This is a genomic window from Streptomyces lucensis JCM 4490 (assembly GCF_014650035.1).
Taxonomy (GTDB): domain Bacteria; phylum Actinomycetota; class Actinomycetes; order Streptomycetales; family Streptomycetaceae; genus Streptomyces; species Streptomyces lucensis.
In genome coordinates, this window is record NZ_BMUE01000018.1 from 74764 (window position 1) to 91616 (window position 16853).

Below are 16853 nucleotides of genomic sequence, written 5' to 3' on the forward strand. Positions count from 1 at the left end.
TCCTGAACGCCAGTGCGACGCCGAAGGGGAATACGCAAGACGTGTTTCGGTCGCTCACGGCCGAGCCTCACGGTGGTCAGCGTCCGTGCCGGCCGTGACGTTACAGCGTGCGCCGGCCCCCTCCGGCACCGGCCCCGTCCCCCGGAGCCGACACGGTAGGGGCACCCGGATTGCCGGGATGTGAAATCTCGCCACACTCGCGCCCAGGCGCCAAGCGGGGACCCACGACCCCTGGACGGGGCCGCGAGCCGGGAGTTACCTGGCATACGTGGGAAGTGCGCGCGCACGGCACGGGGGCCACACAACCGGGCACAGCGGCGAACTGTCGGCGGATTGGGGCGCTTACCTATGACACCTACGCTCGTGCGACAGCACCGGTCCCACGCGGAGTCGGCACTTCGCGTGAACCCGTGCGCACGCGCGCGTGACTGGTCGGAGATTCAGGAACGGATGCTGGTCCCGCTCTACGAAGCGGTCTACGAGCGACTCGAAGTGGGCCCTGCCACCCGGCTGCTGGGCCTGGGCTGCGGCACCGGGCTCGCCCTGCTGATGGCCGCCGCCAGAGGGGCGTCGGTCACCGGTGTCGACTCCTGCCCCGAACGGCTCGCCCTCGCCCGGGAGCGCCTGCTGCCGGACGCCGCGTGCGACGGCACGCGCGCGCGTACGACCGCGGGCACGCGTACGACCGCGGGCACGCGACTCGTCGACGGCGCCCCCGGCGACGTGGCGGCCGTCGCGGAGACGGCCGCGTACACCCTGGTGACCGTCTTCGAACCGGTCGGCTGCCTCGCGGGCGACTCCGAGGGGCTGGACGGGCAACTGGCGGCGGCGCTGCGGCTGGCCGGACACGGGGCCGCCGTGGTGCTGACCGGCTGGGGGCCGCCGGAGCGCTGCGCCACCTCCTCGGTGCTGCGGGTGGCCACGAAACTGGCCGAACCCATGCGCAGCGCGCGCAGTTGGCGGCCCGCCCGCCGGGACGACCTGGAGGAGGTCGCGCAGCGGGCCGGGCTCAAGCCGGACGGCTCGGGGCGGGTCGCCTGCCCGTTCGGTTACGCGGGGCTCGGCAGCGCCGTGCGCGGGCTGCTGTCCACCGGAGTGTTCGACGCGGCGATCGCGGCGACCGACGCCAAGCAGGTGGACAAGGAGCTGGCGGAGGCCCTGCACCCGTACCGGCGGGAGGACGGGACGGTCTGGATGCCGAACGTCTTCCGCTACCTCGTCGCCCGGGTTCCCTAGGTGTGGCCGCGTCGTTCGCCCGCGGGGCGGGCGTCGCGGCGCGGGCGCGACTTCGCGGACACGGCCCGGCCGTGCGTGCCGGACGCAGCCGGGCGGGCGGGAACCGCCGGGCGGGCTTCAGGCGTCGCCGTCCTTGCTGAGGCGGGTGATCCCGGCGATCCGGTAGGCGTCCGCCTCCTCCAGCGTCTCGTTGTCCAGGAGTGCCTGGGCGAGGGCGTCCAGCCTGCCGCGGTGGTCGCGCAGCTTGTGGCACGCCTCCTCGTAGCACTCGTCGACGATCCGGCGCATCTCGGCGTCGATCACGTCGAGGGTCTGCGGGGCGGCCGACAGCCCGTACGCCTGCTGGGCGTCGCTCGGGAGCGCGGAGAGCCGGCCGACGCGCTCGCTCATGCCCCAGCGGGCCACCATCCCGCGGGCGATGTTGGTGACCTGTTCGAGGTCGCTCTCGGCGCCCGTGGTGACGACGCCGTAGACGACCTCCTCCGCCGCCATTCCGCCGAGCGCGCCGATGATGCGCCCGCGCAGATAGCCCTCCGAGTGCGCGTACCGCTCCACCTCGGGCGTGGACATCGTGACGCCGAGGGCCCGGCCGCGGGGCACGATGGTGATCTTGCGGACGGGGTCGGCACCGGGTTGCAGCATGCCGAGCAGGGCGTGGCCGCTCTCGTGGTAGGCGGTGCGGCGGCGGTCCTCCTCGGGCATCACCAGGGTGCGCTCGGCGCCCAGCTGGACCTTCTCCAGGGCCTCCGACAGGTCCGCCTGCGTCACCTGGTCCCGCTTGCCCTTGACCGCGAGCAGGGCGGCCTCGTTGGCGAGATTGGCCAGATCCGCACCCGTCATGCCGGGCGTCACCCGCGCCAGCTGGGTCACGTCCACGTCGGCCGCCAGGGGCATCTCCCGGGTGTGGATGCGCAGGATCGCCTCGCGTCCGCCGCGGTCGGGCGGGGCCACGCTGACCACCCGGTCGAAACGGCCGGGCCGGGTGAGGGCCGGGTCCAGGATGTCCGCGCGGTTGGTCGCCGCGATGACGATCACGCCCTCGGAGCCGGAGAAGCCGTCCATCTCGGTGAGGATCTGGTTCAGCGTCTGCTCGCGCTCGTCGTGGCCGCTCATCGAGGCGCCGCCGCCGCGCACCCGCCCGATGGTGTCGATCTCGTCGATGAAGATGATCGACGGGGCCACCTTGCGGGCCTCGGCGAACAGCTCGCGGACGCGGGAGGCGCCCACGCCGACGATCATCTCGATGAACTCGGACGCCGAGGCGGAGAAGAACGGCACACCGGCCTCGCCGGCGACCGCACGGGCGAGCAGGGTCTTGCCGGTGCCCGGGGACCCGGCGAGCAGCACGCCCCGGGGCAGTTTCGCGCCCATCCTGCGGTAGGTGTCGGGGTACTTCAGGAAGTCGACGACGTCGTCCAGCTCGCCCTTGACCTCGTCGATGCCGGCCACGTCCGCGAACGTGGTGCGGCCGGTGCCCGGCCGCAGCTCGACCGGTCTGGGCGGCGTCTTGCGCCCGAACATGCCGCCCGCACCGCCGAGGCCCGCGCCCATGCGCCGCGCGAAGAAGACCCACACGGCGACCAGGAGCACGATCGGGATAAGGGAGATCAGCACGTTGGACAGCAGGCCGCGCTCCTGCACGACCGGGCGTGCCGTCACCGTGACGCCGTGGCTGCTCAGGTTCTGCCACAGCCTGTCGTCGGCGAAGGCCGGCCGCTGGGTGCGGAACTTGGTGTACTCGCCGCCGCCGTCGGGATTGGCACGGGGGCTCTTGAGCTGCCCCTGGATGGCGTCGCCCTTGGAGTAGATCTTGGCGACGTTGCCGTCGCCGACCTCCTTGCTGAACTCCGTGTACGAGATCGTCGGCTCGTTGCCCTGGCCCAGGTAGTTGAGGCCGACGTAGGCCAGCAGGAAGACGACCACGGCGGTGACGAGCAGGCCCCACCACTTGCCGCCCCGCAGCCTGCCGCCGGGCCGCCGGGGCGACTCGTCCGGCGTGCCCTCGGCGCGCCACGGCTGGTCAGGGGCCTTGCGGGGTGGCGCCGCATTGCTCATACCTGGACGTTACGACACCGGGCCGTGCTCGGCATGCGCTGAGGGCGCCCCCCTGCTCGGGGGACGCCCTCAGGCACGTACCGGCTGGGATCAGCCCATGAACTTCTTGAACTCGTCCGGCAGCTCGAACTCCTGGCCGCCCTGCTGCGGCAGCCCGAAGGCGCCGCCGGCCTGGGCCGCGGCGGCGCGGCGGGCCGCCTCCTCCTGCTCCTGCTGCTTGCGCTTCATCGGGTTGCCGGAGCGCTGCTTGCCCTTGGCCTTCTTCGGCTGCTTCTTGGCCCGGCCGGGGCCGCCGCCCATGCCCGGGATCCCCGGCATGCCCGGCATGCCGCCGCCCTGGGCCATGCGGGACATCATCTTGCGGGCCTCGAAGAACCGCTCGACCAGGTTCTTCACCGCGCTGACCTCGACGCCGGAACCCTTGGCGATACGGGCGCGGCGGGAGCCGTTGATGATCGTCGGGTCCTGGCGCTCGCCCGGGGTCATCGACTTGATGATCGCGGCGGTGCGGTCGACGTCCCGCTCGTCCAGGTTGTTGATCTGGTCCTTGATCTGCCCCATGCCGGGCAGCATGCCGAGCAGCTTGGAGATGGAGCCCATCTTGCGGACCTGCTCCATCTGGGCCAGGAAGTCGTCCAGGGTGAAGTCCTGGCCCTTCTTGGACGCCAGCTTCGAGGCCATCTTGGCGGCCTCTTCCTGGCTGAAGGTCTTCTCCGCCTGCTCGATCAGGGTGAGCAGGTCACCCATGTCGAGGATGCGGGAGGCCATCCGGTCCGGGTGGAACGCGTCGAAGTCGTCCAGCTTCTCGCCGTTCGACGCGAACATGATCGGCTTGCCGGTGATCTGCCGGATCGAGAGGGCCGCGCCACCGCGGGCGTCGCCGTCGAGCTTGGAGAGCACCACGCCGTCGAAGCCGACGCCGTCGCGGAAGGCCTCGGCGGTGTTGACCGCGTCCTGGCCGATCATCGCGTCGACGACGAAGAGGATCTCGTCCGGGGAGACGGCGTCGCGGATGTCCGCGGCCTGCTGCATCATCTCCTGGTCGATGCCGAGACGGCCGGCGGTGTCGACGATCACGATGTCGTGGACCTTCGACTTCGCGAAGTCGATGGAGTCCTTGGCGACCTTCACCGGGTCGCCGACGCCGTTGCCCGGCTCCGGGGCGTAGACGGCGATGCCCGCGCGGTCGGCGACGACGCTCAGCTGGTTGACGGCGTTGGGGCGCTGGAGGTCACAGGCGACCAGCAGCGGGGAGTGGCCCTGCTCCTTCAGCCAGCGGCCGAGCTTGCCCGCGAGGGTGGTCTTACCGGCACCCTGCAGACCCGCGAGCATGATCACGGTCGGGGGCTGCTTGGCGAAGCGGAGCCGGCGGGTCTCGCCGCCGAGGATGGTCACCAGCTCGTCGTTGACGATCTTGAGGACCTGCTGGGCGGGGTTCAGCGCCTTGGAGACCTCGGCGCCGAGCGCACGCTCCTTGACGTTCTTGATGAACGTCCGGACGACGGGCAGGGCCACGTCGGCTTCGAGGAGCGCGATGCGGATCTCGCGCGCCGTGGCGTCGATGTCCGCCTCGGACAACCTGCCCTTGCCGCGGAGATTTTTGAACGTCGCGCTGAGGCGGTCGGAGAGGGTATCGAACACGGTGGCGTCGGTCCTCGAAGTCGGAGTCGTTTTGGGCTGCCCTCCAGGGTATCCGGCCCCGCGAGCAAATCGTTCCCGCCCGCCGCATCCGGCGGGCGGCGCCCCGCGGCCGCCGGCTCACGCCCGCAGCGTCTCCTCCAGCACCTCGGCCGTCGACGCCGCGTCCTGCGGTGGCAGCGGCGCGCCCGTGCCCGTCGTCACGTAGAAGGCGTCCACCGCGTTGGAGCCCAGCGTGCTGACGTGCATGCTGCGCACTCTCACCCCGGCCTTCTCCAGCGCCGTCCCGATCCGGTGCAGCAGTCCGGGCGCGTCCTGGGCGCGGACCTCGATCACCGTGGCGTGGCGGGAGGCCGCCGGGGCCACCGTCACCCGCGGTGGCGGGGCCGTCCAGCCGCGGCGGCGCGGGTAGGCCGCGTCCCGCTCGGCGAGGCGCCCGGCGATGTCCAGGGAGCCGTCCAGGGCGCGGACGAGGTCGGCGCGCAGGCGGGCCGCCTGGGGCAGTGAGCCGTACTCGGCGGCCACCCGCCAGTCGAGCAGCAGGACCGAGCCTTCGTCGACGTCGTCGGGCAGGCGCAGCACGCGCAGCCCGGCCGTGCGGACGGTGAGCCGGTGCACGGCGAGGACGCCGGCGACCGCGGGCAGCACGCCGGGCTGGTCGGGCACGGCGATGAGCAGCTCGACGCCGAGGGGCTCGGGTTCCCCGGCGGGCTCGCCGTCCGTCACCGTCACGGTCTGCGCGCGCAGCGCGAGGACCGGGCCGCCGGTGCGGAAGGCCTCGATGGCGAGGCGTTCCTGCTCGGCCGTGGGCGCGGTGGGCTCGGGTTCGTCGAAGGCGTCTCCGGCGAGGACGGCGGCCACGCGCCGCACCAGGTCGGCGACGAGGGAACCGCGCCAGGAGGACCAGGCGGCCGGGCCGGTCGCGAGCGCGTCGGCCTCCGTCAGGGCGTGCAGCAGCTCCAGGGTGCTCTGCGTGCCGACGGCGTCGGCGACCGAGCGGACGGTGGCCGGGTCGTCGAGGTCGCGCCGGGTGGCCGTCTCGATCAGCAGCAGGTGGTGCCGTACGAGTGCCGAGAGCACGCCGACGTCGGCGCGGTCGAAGCCGATCCGGGCGGCCACGTCCTTGACGATGATCTCGCCGGCCAGCGAGTGGTCGCCGGGCCAGCCCTTGCCGATGTCGTGCAGCAGGGCGGCGACCAGGAGGAGGTCGGGGCGGCTGACGCGGCGGGTGAGTTCGGAGGCGCGGACCGCGGTCTCGATCAGGTGCCGGTCCACGGTCCAGACGTGGACCGCGTTGCGCTGCGGCCGGCAGCGGACCCGCTCCCAGTCCGGCAGCAGGCGGCTGACCATGCCTTCCGCCTCCAGGGCCTCCCAGACGTCCACGGTGGGGCGGCCGGAGCCGAGCAGGGTCACCAGCTGCTCGCGGGCCTCGGCGGGCCAGGGCGTGGGCAGGGGGCGTGTGGTGGCGGCCATGCGCCGTACGGCGTGCAGGGAGAGCGGGAGACCGGCCTGCGCCGCGGCGGCCGCGGCACGCAGCGGGAGCACGGGGTCGCGCTCGGGGCGTGCGGCGCGGGCGAGCACCGCCTCGCCGTCCTGTTCCACGACGCCCTCGGCCAGCGGGGAGCGCTCGGTGGCCGGTTTTCCCCCGCCCAGCAGGGCGCGCAGGCGTGGCCGGACGGCGCGCGAGCGCAGTACGCGCCCCACCTCGCGCCAGGTGACGTCGCTGGCGTACGAGATCACGCGCGCCGCCTCGTACACCTGCCGCAGCAGTGTGTCGGCGTCCAGCAGGCCCAGCTCGGCCGCGACCTGGTCCTGTTCCTGGAGCGCGAGCCGGTCGGTGGCGCGTCCGGTGGCCAGGTGCAGGGCGTCCCGGACGTCGAGCAGACGCCGGCGCGCGTCCGCGAGTCCCTCGCGGGGGGCGTCGGCCAGCCAGGACGCGGCGACGGCGCGCAGGGCGGTGGCGTCCCGCAGCCCGCCGCGCGCCTCCTTCAGCTCGGGTTCCAGCAGGTACCGCAGCTCGCCCTGCCGCTCGGCGCGCTCGGCGCACAGTTCCTGGAGCTCGGGGAGGCGCCTGGGGGCCTGGTTGCGCCAGTCGGCCAGCACGGCGGTGCGCAGTCCGGTGGTGAGGCCGAGGTCGCCGGCGAGGTGCCGGGCGTCCAGGAGGCCCAGGTGGACCTTGAGATCCTCGCCGGCCGTCCCGCGGGCTTCCGCCACGGTGCGCACGGAGTGGTCCAGGGCGAGGCCGAGGTCCCAGACCGGGTACCACAGGCGGTCGGCCAGGGCGGCGACCCCGCCGGGGTCGGAGCCGTCGTGGAGCAGCAGCAGGTCGAGGTCGCTGCGCGGGGACAGCTCGCCGCGGCCGTAGCCGCCCACGGCGACGAGGCTGACGCCGGTGAGTGACCCGGCGGCGGCCGTGAACAGTCCGGTGAGCCAGTCGTCGGTCAGTTCGGCGAGGGCGGCACGGCGCGGCGGCCCGGACCGCGCCTCCTCGGTGAGGAGGCGCAGCCGGGCCGCCGCGTAGCCGCTGGGTCCCGAGTCATCCGTCTGTTTCCGCACATCCGTACCCGTCACGCGGCGACTCCCGTCTTCACGTCGTGTCAGAGCGCGTCCGGGCCGCGCTCGCCGGTGCGGACCCGTACGGCCGTCTCCACCGGCAGGGACCAGACCTTGCCGTCACCGATCTTGCCGGTCCGGGCCGCCTTGACGACGACCTCGATCAGCTGCTCCGCGTCGTCGTCCTCGGCCAGCACCTCGATGCGGATCTTGGGGACGAGGTCGACGGTGTACTCGGCACCGCGGTAGACCTCGGTGTGGCCCCGCTGACGACCGTAGCCGCTGGCCTCGGTGACCGTCAGTCCGTGGACGCCGAAGGCCTGGAGGGCCTCCTTGATCTCGTCCAGCCGGTGGGGCTTGACGACGGCGGTGATGAGCTTCATGCGTCCACCTTCCTGTTCTGCGTGGCGGCCGGGGCCGGGGCGCTCGTGACGGTGCCGAGGACACCGCCGCCGGCGCCGCTGAAGTCGTAGGCGGTCTCGGCGTGCTCGGCCTGGTCGATGCCGGAGACCTCCTCGTCCTCGGTGACCCGCATCCCGATGGTCCGGTCGATCAGGAAGGCGAGGACGGCGGAGGCGACCAGGGAGTAGGCGAGGACGGCGAAGACACCGGCGCACTGCTTCCACAGCTGGTCGAAGGAGTGGTCGCCGTAGAGGACGCCCGTCGCGGTGGACTGGCCCTTGCCGGTGGCGAAGAAGCCGATGAGCAGGGAGCCGATGATGCCGCCGACCATGTGGACGCCGACGACGTCGAGGGAGTCGTCATAGCCGAACCTGAACTTCAGGCCGACGGCCGCGGCGCAGGCGACACCGGCGATGGCGCCGACGGCGATCGCGCCGAGCGGGGACACCGCGCCGCCGGACGGGGTGATGGCGACCAGGCCGGCGACCGCGCCGGAGGCGGCGCCCAGCGTGGTGCACGCGCCGTGGCGGATCTTCTCGTAGGCGAGCCAGGCCAGCATGGCGGCGGCGGTGGCGACCTGTGTGTTGACGAACATCAGCGCGCCGACGCCGTCGTCGTTGCCGAGCCAGGAGCCGGCGTTGAACCCGAACCAGCCGAACCACAGCAGACCGGCGCCGAGCATGACCAGCGGGAGGCTGTGCGGGCGCATCGGGTCCTTCTTGAAGCCGACCCGCTTGCCGATGACCAGGATCACGCCGAGGGCCGCGGCACCGGCGTTGATGTGGACGGCGGTACCACCGGCGAAGTCGATCACACCGAGCTTGAACGCCCAGCCGTCGGCGCCCCAGACCCAGTGGGCGACCGGGACGTAGACGATCGTGGCCCACAGGGCGATGAACAGCGACCACGCGGAGAACTTGACGCGGTCCGCGAGGGCACCGCTTATCAGGGCCGGCGTGATGATGGCGAACATCAGCTGGAACACCATGAACACGAAGACCGGGATGGTGTAGCCGTCCCACAGCTCCGTCAGCCCGATGTCGCTGAGCCCGAACCAGTCCGGGTTCCAGCCGATCAGGCTGTTGCCGGTGCCGAAGGCGAGGGAGAAGCCGTAGAGCACCCACAGAATCGTGACGATGCCCATGCTGATGAAGCTCATCATCAGCATGTTGAGGGTGCTCTTGACCCGGACCATGCCTCCGTAGAAGAAGGCCAGGCCCGGAGTCATGATCAGCACCAGGGCGGAACAGATGAGCATGAAGCCTGTGTTCGCGGAGGAAAGCTTGGGTGCCTCCGCGGCAAGCGTGATGGCTGGTGCCATCGGCGTCTCCTCGTCGGTTGGTACGGCGCCGTGCGGGCGGTGCCTGAGCGGTCCGGCGGGTGAGGGGCAGGCCGGTTATGCGCCATGAGATTGGCGCAGCGCGGTTTCGGTGGAAGCCCCTCGTTGTTTCGCCGGGGTGACGAAGGCGCCTGGCGTGTTACGCGTCCATGAACTGCCGGATGTCGGGCACGCCGATCGTTATCGTGACGCGACCATATTGACCGAGTGGGAAAACAGACCGGCCGCGGCGGCCTCTCCGATGACCTGGCGCGGGGGAGCCGAGTCGTACGGTTCGGGAGGACCGGCCGCGGCCGGGGCTCGGATGCTCTGGCGGGTCAGACCGCCTCTGCGGTCTCGGGAAGATCGACGGCGAGCTGCTCGGTGAGGTCGACCACGGCGGCCAGGTCGCCGTGGTCGCGCACGGCGGTGTCGACCGTCTTTCGGATACGGGTGTTCACACGCTCGGAGCGGACCTTCCTGGCGATGCTCATGGCCTGCGAGGCGTACTCCGTGCTGCGCTCGGGCTCGCCCTGGAGCAGGTGCACGGTGGCCATGCCGATCAGGTTCAGGGCGTAGGACCGCTGGTGCTCGCCGTCCTTGGCGAACAGCTCCACCGCCCGCTGCATCAGCGGCTCGGCCAGCGAGGCGTAGGCGGGGCTGCGGCCGGCGACATAGGCGAGGTCGCGGAACGAGTGGGAGTTCTCGCCGTACAGCTCGGCCTCGGAGAAGAAGCGGATCCAGTCGGGGTCCGGCTCGTCCCACTCGCCGGCCTCGGCGAAGGTGTCCTCGGCCATGCGGACCGCGCGCTTGGTCTTGCCGGGCTGGCCCATGTTGGCGTAGGCGCGGGCCTCCATCGCATACAGCATGGACTGGGTCCGGGGGCTCGCGCAGTCCCGGCTGCCGTACTGGGCGAGGTGGATGAGCTCCAGGGCGTCGTCGGGCCGGCCGAGGTGGATCATCTGCCGGCTCATGCTGGAGAGGATGTAGGAGCCGAGCGGCTTGTCGCCGGCCTCCTTGGCCGCGTGCAGGGCGAGCACGAAGTACTTCTGCGCGGTGGGCTGAAGGCCGACGTCGTACGACATCCAGCCCGCCAGTTCGGCGAGTTCCGCGGCGACCTTGAACAGGACGCGGGTGGTGGCTCCGGGCTGGGGTTCCTGGAGGAGGTCGGTGACCTCGTGCAGCTGGCCGACGACCGCCTTGCGGCGCAGGCCGCCGCCGCACTGCGCGTCCCACTGGCGGAACATCCGCGTGGTGGACTCCAGCAGGTCCAGCTCGGGCTTGGACAGCCGGCCCGGCCTGCGGGGGTCGAGGGCGGCCTCCGGCCCGGGCGGGAAGGGGGAGGCGGGGGCCGGCACGAGCCAGCGCTGGAGGGGCTCGATGAGGGAGGGTCCCGCGGACAGGGCCAGGGAGGTGCCGAGGAAGCCCCGGCGGGCCAGCATCAGGTCGCTGCGCGAGAACTCGCCGAGCAGGGCGACCGTCTGCGGCGCCGTCCAGGGCAGGTCGACGCCGGACGCGGAGGGGGTCTGGCGGGCGGCGCGCAGGCCGAGGTCCTCGATGGAGACGACGCAGCCGAAGCGTTCGCAGAACAGCTCGGAGAGGATGCGCGGAATCGGCTCGCGCGGGTTCTCCCCGTCCAGCCAGCGGCGCACCCGCGAGGTGTCCGTGGAGATGTGATTGGCACCCAACTGGCGGGCCCGGCGGTTCACTTGGCGGGCCAGCTCGCCCTTGGACCAGCCGCTGCGCACGAACCACGAGCCGAGCAGCTCATTGGGGCGCTTGTCAGCGTTCGTCCCGCTACCGCCGTTGCCCTCCACTGGAACGCCCCCATCCCTGAAGCCACGTGTCGCCGAGTGCGCCAAGCCCTATCAGAATGCCGGTAAATACGGCCTCCCGTCCGCCGGTTCTCACCCTTCGAACGAGCTGACGACTTGCCCCCGGCATACCCACGAGTGCATGTGCCCCCAGGACCCGCACACTCACAGTAACCCCACGATCACCCGCTCAGCCACGGGCGTTTGCGAAACGCCACCATTCGCCACCCCTTCGAATGAACTCACGGTGGCCTTCGCGCGATTCACTTGACACAGGACGGACGGAAGTGGGCGGAGTGATGCACGAAGGGGCGCACAGCCTCCCGTGCGCCACCCGATGCGCTTCAACGCGCCGCCTTGGCCTCGCGGCTGCGCGGGCAGGCGGACCCGTAGCGTTACGTTCCGCTTCCGTCTCGCTCCGTGTCGTAACCACCGGCGCGCAGGACCCGTTGGAGGGGGCATGGACTTCACGATCGGCGGCATTCGCGAGATCCGCACCGGCGTACGTCGTCGCGGCCGCGCCTCGGAGTGCACGGCCGTCGCCGAGTTCACCGGGCTGTGGGGCTGGGACGTGGTGCCGGGCGCGCGGGCCGCGGCGGGCGCCTGTTCCTGCGGACACGCCGACTGCCCGGCGCCGGGTGCCCATCCGCTGGACTTCGCGCCGCAGGTGCCGGCCGGCGCCACGCTGGACGAGGCGACAAGGACCTGGTCCGAGTTCCCGGGCGCCGCTGTGATGCTGCCGGTCGGCCGGGCGTTCGACGTCATCGAGGTCTCCGAGGCCGCCGGGCGGCGCGCCCTCGTCCGCCTGGAGCGCATGGGTCTCCCGCTCGGCCCGGTGACCGCGACGCCGGACGGCCGCGCGCACTTCTTCGTCGCGCCCGGAGCCGCCGCCGGTCTCCCCCGCCTGCTCTACCGCATGGGATGGGACGACCCCCGCGCACTGGACCTGCGCGGCCTGGGCCCGGGCGCGTTCGTCACCGCGCCGCCCTCCGACCGCGGCGGCCTGGGGCCGGTGCGCTGGCTGCGCCCGCCGGCACTGGACTCGGCGACCCGGCCCCCGGCGGCCCGGCTGCTGCTGGGCACGCTGGCGTACGTCGCCCACCGGTCACGGGCGTAGGCCCGGCCGGGCGGACCTGCCCGCCGGCTCCGATCGACGGCCTGGCCGGCGGCCCCTCCCGGCAATCCCGTCCGCCGGGAAGGACGAAACTCCCGCCCCGGCTGCGATACGGGGCGGGAGCTTCCTGGACCGACTGCGCGGATTGCCAGATGGTGACTACTCGCCGATCAGCGCGTCCACGAACGCCTCCGGCTCGAAGGGCGCGAGGTCGTCCGCGCCCTCGCCGAGCCCGACCAGCTTGACCGGCACGCCCAGCTCGCGCTGCACCGCGACGACGATGCCGCCCTTCGCCGTGCCGTCCAGCTTGGTCAGCACGATGCCGGTGATGTCCACGACCTCCGCGAACACCCGGGCCTGCACCAGACCGTTCTGGCCGGTGGTGGCGTCCAGGACGAGCAGCACCTCGTCCAGCGGCGCGTGCTTCTCGACCACGCGCTTGACCTTGCCCAGCTCGTCCATCAGGCCGGTCTTGGTGTGCAGGCGGCCGGCCGTGTCGATGAGGACGACGTCGACCCCCATCTCCTTGCCCTCCTTGACCGCGTCGAAGGCCACGGAGGCGGGGTCGCCGGCCTCGGGGCCGCGCACGGTGTAGGCGCCGACGCGCTCGCCCCAGGTCTGGAGCTGGTCGGCGGCGGCGGCCCGGAAGGTGTCGGCGGCGCCGAGGACGACCGTGCGGCCGTCGGCGACCAGTACCCGGGCGAGCTTGCCGGTGGTGGTGGTCTTGCCGGTGCCGTTGACGCCGACGACCATCACGATGCCCGGCTTGCGGTCCTCGGGCTCGGTCTTCACCACGCGGTCGACGTCCGTGCCGATCAGCTTGAGCAGCTCCTCGCGCAGGAGGCCGCGCAACTCCACGGGGGTGCGGGTGCCGAGCACCTTGACCCGCTCGCGCAGCCGCTCGACCAGCTCCTGGGTGGGCTGCACGCCGACGTCGGCGGTGAGCAGCGTGTCCTCGATCTCCTCCCAGGTGTCCTCGTCGAGATGCTCGCGGGACAGCAGCGTGAGCAGGCCTTTGCCGAGGGCGTTCTGCGATCGGGACAGGCGGGCGCGCAGGCGGACCAGCCGCCCGGCGGTGGGCTCCGGGATCTCGATCTCGATCTCGGGAGCCTCGACGACAGGGGGCTCCTCGACGGCGACCGGGGGGCCGCCCGGGAGATCCACCTCCTCGATGGTCCGGCGCGGTTCGTCGCGCGGCGTCTCGGCCTCGTCGCCGACGTGCGGCTCGGCCGGGGGCGCGGTGATGTCGGGCGCTGCGGGGGGCGGCGGGGGCAGCGGCTTCCGGCGCCGGCTGCCGACGATGAGCCCGCCGAGCGCGCCGAGCACGACCACGGCGATGACTACAGCAAGGATGACGATGTCCATAACGCGTCCAGTATCGGCCATGGGTCACGCCGGGGACCCGTTTTGCGGGCGTGGGCGGAAGTTGTACCTTCCACCAAGAGACAAACTCGGCATTAGGCATGGAGTCGGATCAAGTACGATGGTGGGAACTCCGTCCACGCGCGTAGAGTCCCCACGTCCCCCGTCCCCCACGTCTGGCATCCCTTCTTCATGAGTACAACCGTCGAGACCGAGGGCGCTCTCGAGACCCGAGGCATCGAGCAGGTCCCCGACCACGAGCGCACAGCGAAGACCCGTGAGCTGTTCCCCACCTGGGTCGGTGCGAACATCAGCGTGCTGCTGCTGACGATGGGCGCGAGCCTCGTCGTGGCGTACCACCTGGACATCTGGCAGGCGCTGATCGTCGCGGTGTCCGCGCCGATCGTGTCGTACGGCCTGGTCGGGCTGATCGGCATCGCCGGCAAGCGGGGCGGCGCGCCCGGCATGGCGCTGTCGCGCGCGGTCTTCGGGCAGCGCGGCAACCTGCTGCCCGGTTCGCTGATCTGGGTCGCCCGCTGGGGCTGGGAGACGATCAACGCGGTGACCGGCGCCTACGCGGTGCTCACCGTCCTGGACATCGTCTTCGGCATCAGGGCGAACAGCGTGCTGGACATGGTGACGCTGCTGGCGTTCGTCGTGGCGACCTTCGCGATCTCCGGGCTCGGCATCAACGCCGTGCAGAGGTGCAACAAGTACGCGGCCTACGTCTTCGGCGTCTTCTCGGTGCTGGTCCTCGCCTACCTGGTGGCGAGCACCGACTGGTCCGAGGTGCTGGACCACGGCGCCGGCTCCACCGCCTCGGTGATCACCGGCATCGGCATGATCGCGGCCGGCGGCGTCAGCTGGATCCCGTCCGCGCCGGACTTCACCCGCTACCTGCCGCGCACGGCTTCCTCGAAGGCGGTCGTGGGCACGGCGGTGGGCGGCGCCGGTGTCGTCGTCCTGCCGATGGTGCTGATGGGCGCGGTGATGGCGGTCTCCACGCCGGACCTGGCCTCGGCGACGGACCCGGTGTCCTTCCTCGGTGAGATCCTGCCGACCTGGATCGCGGTGCCGTACCTGTTCGTCGCGCTGATCGGCATGCTGCTGATCAACTCGATGTCGATGTACTCGGCGGGCTTCACCGCGCAGACCCTCGGTTTCAAGGTGCCCCGGCACTGGGCGGTGTCGGTCAACGCCGTGATCTCGCTGGTCTTCGGCGGGGTGCTGATGCTGGTGGCGACGAGCTTCATGGGCTCCTTCATCGCCTTCCTGTCGCTGCTGGCGGTGGCCTTCTCCGCCTGGGTCGGCGTCTTCGGCGCGGACATGCTGCGCCGCACCGAGTACGACGGCCGGGCCATGGCCGACACGACCCGCACCAGCGCCTACTGGTACCGGGGCGGCTTCTCCCCCGCGGCCGTGGCCGCCTGGGCGGCCGGCCTGCTCTCCGGCCTGATGCTCACCACCTCGGACTGGTTCACCGGTCCGCTCGCGAGGAACAACGTCATCGGCGAGTACGGCCTCGGCTGGGTCGCGACGATCGCGGTCTCGGGTGTGCTGTACCTGGTGCTGCCGAAGCCGGCCGTGGCGCGGCCGGCGGCCGGGCGGCCCGCCGGGGAGCCGGCCGGGGAGCGCGAGACCCTGGCCGTCTGAGCGCGGAACCCCGGCCGTCCGGCACGTCCCGGCCGACGTCCCCCTCCACCGAGCCGTACGGAGGGGGACTTTCCGTGCGGTCGGCGGCCGGGGACTTTCCGTGCGGTCGGCGGCCGGCTGGAGGAGCGGGCTCCGTCCCGCGGACAGCGCCGCGGGTGAACGCACCGCCGCCCCCGGTCCGGGCAGTGGCCGGGCCGGGGGCGACGGAGGGTACGAGGAGAGGGGCAGCGGGGACTTGGCCCGACTCCTCGGGACTGCGGGGCCTCAGCCCATCTCCTCCAGCGACTTGCCCTTCGTCTCCTTGACGAACTTCAGGACGAACGGGATGGAGAGCGCGGCGAAGACCGTGTAGATCACATAGGTGCCGGAGAGGTTCCAGTCGGCCAGCGACGGGAAGCTCGCGGTGATGGCCCAGTTGGCGATCCACTGCGCGGCGGCGGCGACGCCCAGGGCGGCGGCGCGGATCTTGTTCGGGAACATCTCGCCGAGCATGACCCAGACGACCACACCCCAGGACAGGGCGAAGAAGAGCACGAAGACGTGGGCGGCGATCAGGGCGACCCAGCCCTGGGTCGCGGGCAGCTTGCCGTCGACCAGGTGGAAGGAGAACGCCCAGGCCTCCAGCGCGAGGCCGACGGCCATGCCGACGGAACCGATGAGGGCGAGCGGCTTGCGGCCGACACGGTCCACGAAGATCATCGCGATCACGGTGCCGACGATGTTGATGATCGACGTCGTGAAGGAGTAGAAGAACGAGTGCGCCGGGTCGACGCCGACCGACTGCCACAGCGTCGAGGAGTAGTAGAACGCGACGTTGATGCCGACGAACTGCTGGAAGACCGACAGGCCGATGCCGACCCAGACGATCGGCTTGAAGAAGAAGCCGCCGCCGAGCAGGTCCTTGAAGCTGGACTTGTCCTCGCTCTTCATGGCGTTCTCGATCTCGGCGACCCGGGCGTCGAGGTCGACGCCCTTGCCCTCGACCTCGGCGAGGATCTCGCGGGCGCGGTCACGCTTGCCGACGGAGAGCAGGAAGCGCGGGGACTCGGGGATCGCGAAGGAGAGCATGCCGTAGAGGACGGCCGGGACGACCATCACGCCGAGCATGACCTGCCAGGCCTCCAGGCCCATCAGGGTGCCGCGCTGGTCGCCGCCGGCGGCGTTCAGCAGGCCCCAGTTGACCAGCTGTGAGATGGCGATGCCGACGACGATCGCGGCCTGCTGGAAGGAGCCGAGGCGGCCGCGGTAGGCGGGCGGGGCGACCTCGGCGATGTAGGCGGGGCCGATGACGGAGGCCATGCCGATGGCGAAGCCGCCGACGATGCGCCACAGGGCGAGGTCCCACAGCGCGAAGGGCAGCGCGGAGCCGACGGCGCTGATCGTGAACAGCACGGCGGCGATCTGCATGCAGCGGATGCGGCCGATCCGGTCGGCTATGCGGCCGGCGGTGGCGGCACCCACGGCACAGCCGATCAGCGCGATGGCGATGACCTGGGCCAGGGCGGCGGAGCCGATGTCGTAGCGGTCCCGGATGGCCTCGACGGCGCCGTTGATGACGGAGCTGTCGTACCCGAAGAGGAAGCCGCCCATGGCGGCCGCCGCCGCGATGAAGATGACGTGCCCGAGATGTTCGGGAGGTGCCGTCCTCACTCCTGACTGAGGTGTCTGCGCTGTGCTGGTCACGTGTATCTCCTCGGGCCACGGCAAC

Annotated in this window: 11 protein-coding genes; 3 read left to right on the top strand and 8 right to left on the bottom strand. The window is 71.9% G+C overall.

The window, feature by feature from the left end:
• The first annotated feature begins 348 nt into the window (after nucleotides 1-348).
• Nucleotides 349-1236, top strand: a complete 888-nt coding sequence (locus tag IE177_RS30120) for a methyltransferase domain-containing protein (protein WP_190018642.1) — start codon at nucleotides 349-351, stop codon at nucleotides 1234-1236.
• A 117-nt stretch (nucleotides 1237-1353) separates the two neighbouring features.
• Here the strand turns inward: IE177_RS30120 and ftsH are convergent, their stop codons facing one another.
• The 6 genes from ftsH to nsdA form a co-directional block, all read right to left on the bottom strand.
• Nucleotides 1354-3291 carry an ATP-dependent zinc metalloprotease FtsH gene (gene ftsH, locus IE177_RS30125; protein WP_190018643.1) on the bottom strand — a complete coding sequence of 646 codons (1938 nt, stop codon included), beginning with the start codon at nucleotides 3289-3291 and terminating at the stop codon, nucleotides 1354-1356.
• Nucleotides 3292-3381: 90 nt separating this feature from the next.
• Entirely contained in the window at nucleotides 3382-4932 is a 1551-nt protein-coding gene (gene ffh / locus IE177_RS30130) for a signal recognition particle protein (protein WP_190018644.1), read from the bottom strand.
• A gap of 117 nt (nucleotides 4933-5049) precedes the next feature.
• Nucleotides 5050-7500 (bottom strand): [protein-PII] uridylyltransferase, encoded by a 2451-nt coding sequence (locus IE177_RS30135; protein ID WP_190018645.1) that lies wholly within the window; start codon nucleotides 7498-7500, stop codon nucleotides 5050-5052.
• Nucleotides 7501-7526: 26 nt separating this feature from the next.
• Entirely contained in the window at nucleotides 7527-7865 is a 339-nt protein-coding gene (locus IE177_RS30140; RefSeq protein WP_039656487.1) for a P-II family nitrogen regulator, read from the bottom strand.
• Nucleotides 7862-9205 (bottom strand): ammonium transporter, encoded by a 1344-nt coding sequence (locus IE177_RS30145; protein WP_190018646.1) that lies wholly within the window; start codon nucleotides 9203-9205, stop codon nucleotides 7862-7864. The genes IE177_RS30140 and IE177_RS30145 overlap by 4 nt, the downstream gene beginning before the upstream one ends.
• Nucleotides 9206-9540: 335 nt before the next feature.
• Nucleotides 9541-11019 (bottom strand): transcriptional repressor NsdA, encoded by a 1479-nt coding sequence (gene nsdA, locus IE177_RS30150; protein WP_190018647.1) that lies wholly within the window; start codon nucleotides 11017-11019, stop codon nucleotides 9541-9543.
• A gap of 457 nt (nucleotides 11020-11476) precedes the next feature.
• Here nsdA and IE177_RS30155 point away from each other — a divergent pair, with 457 nt between their 5' ends.
• Nucleotides 11477-12133, top strand: coding sequence for a bifunctional DNA primase/polymerase (locus IE177_RS30155; RefSeq protein ID WP_190018648.1), 657 nt, complete (start codon nucleotides 11477-11479; stop codon nucleotides 12131-12133).
• A gap of 156 nt (nucleotides 12134-12289) precedes the next feature.
• Here IE177_RS30155 and ftsY read toward each other — a convergent pair whose 3' ends face one another.
• Nucleotides 12290-13495 (bottom strand): signal recognition particle-docking protein FtsY, encoded by a 1206-nt coding sequence (ftsY, locus tag IE177_RS30160; protein WP_190018649.1) that lies wholly within the window; start codon nucleotides 13493-13495, stop codon nucleotides 12290-12292.
• Nucleotides 13496-13684: 189 nt separating this feature from the next.
• Here ftsY and IE177_RS30165 point away from each other — a divergent pair, with 189 nt between their 5' ends.
• Nucleotides 13685-15145: a cytosine permease gene (locus IE177_RS30165; protein WP_190018650.1), complete on the top strand. Its 1461-nt coding sequence runs from the start codon at nucleotides 13685-13687 to the stop codon at nucleotides 15143-15145.
• A gap of 264 nt (nucleotides 15146-15409) precedes the next feature.
• On the opposite strand, the gene IE177_RS30170 is transcribed toward IE177_RS30165, so the two are convergent.
• Complete coding sequence (locus IE177_RS30170; protein WP_190018651.1) at nucleotides 15410-16828, bottom strand: sugar porter family MFS transporter; 1419 nt, start codon at nucleotides 16826-16828, stop codon at nucleotides 15410-15412.
• Nucleotides 16829-16853 lie beyond the last annotated feature (25 nt).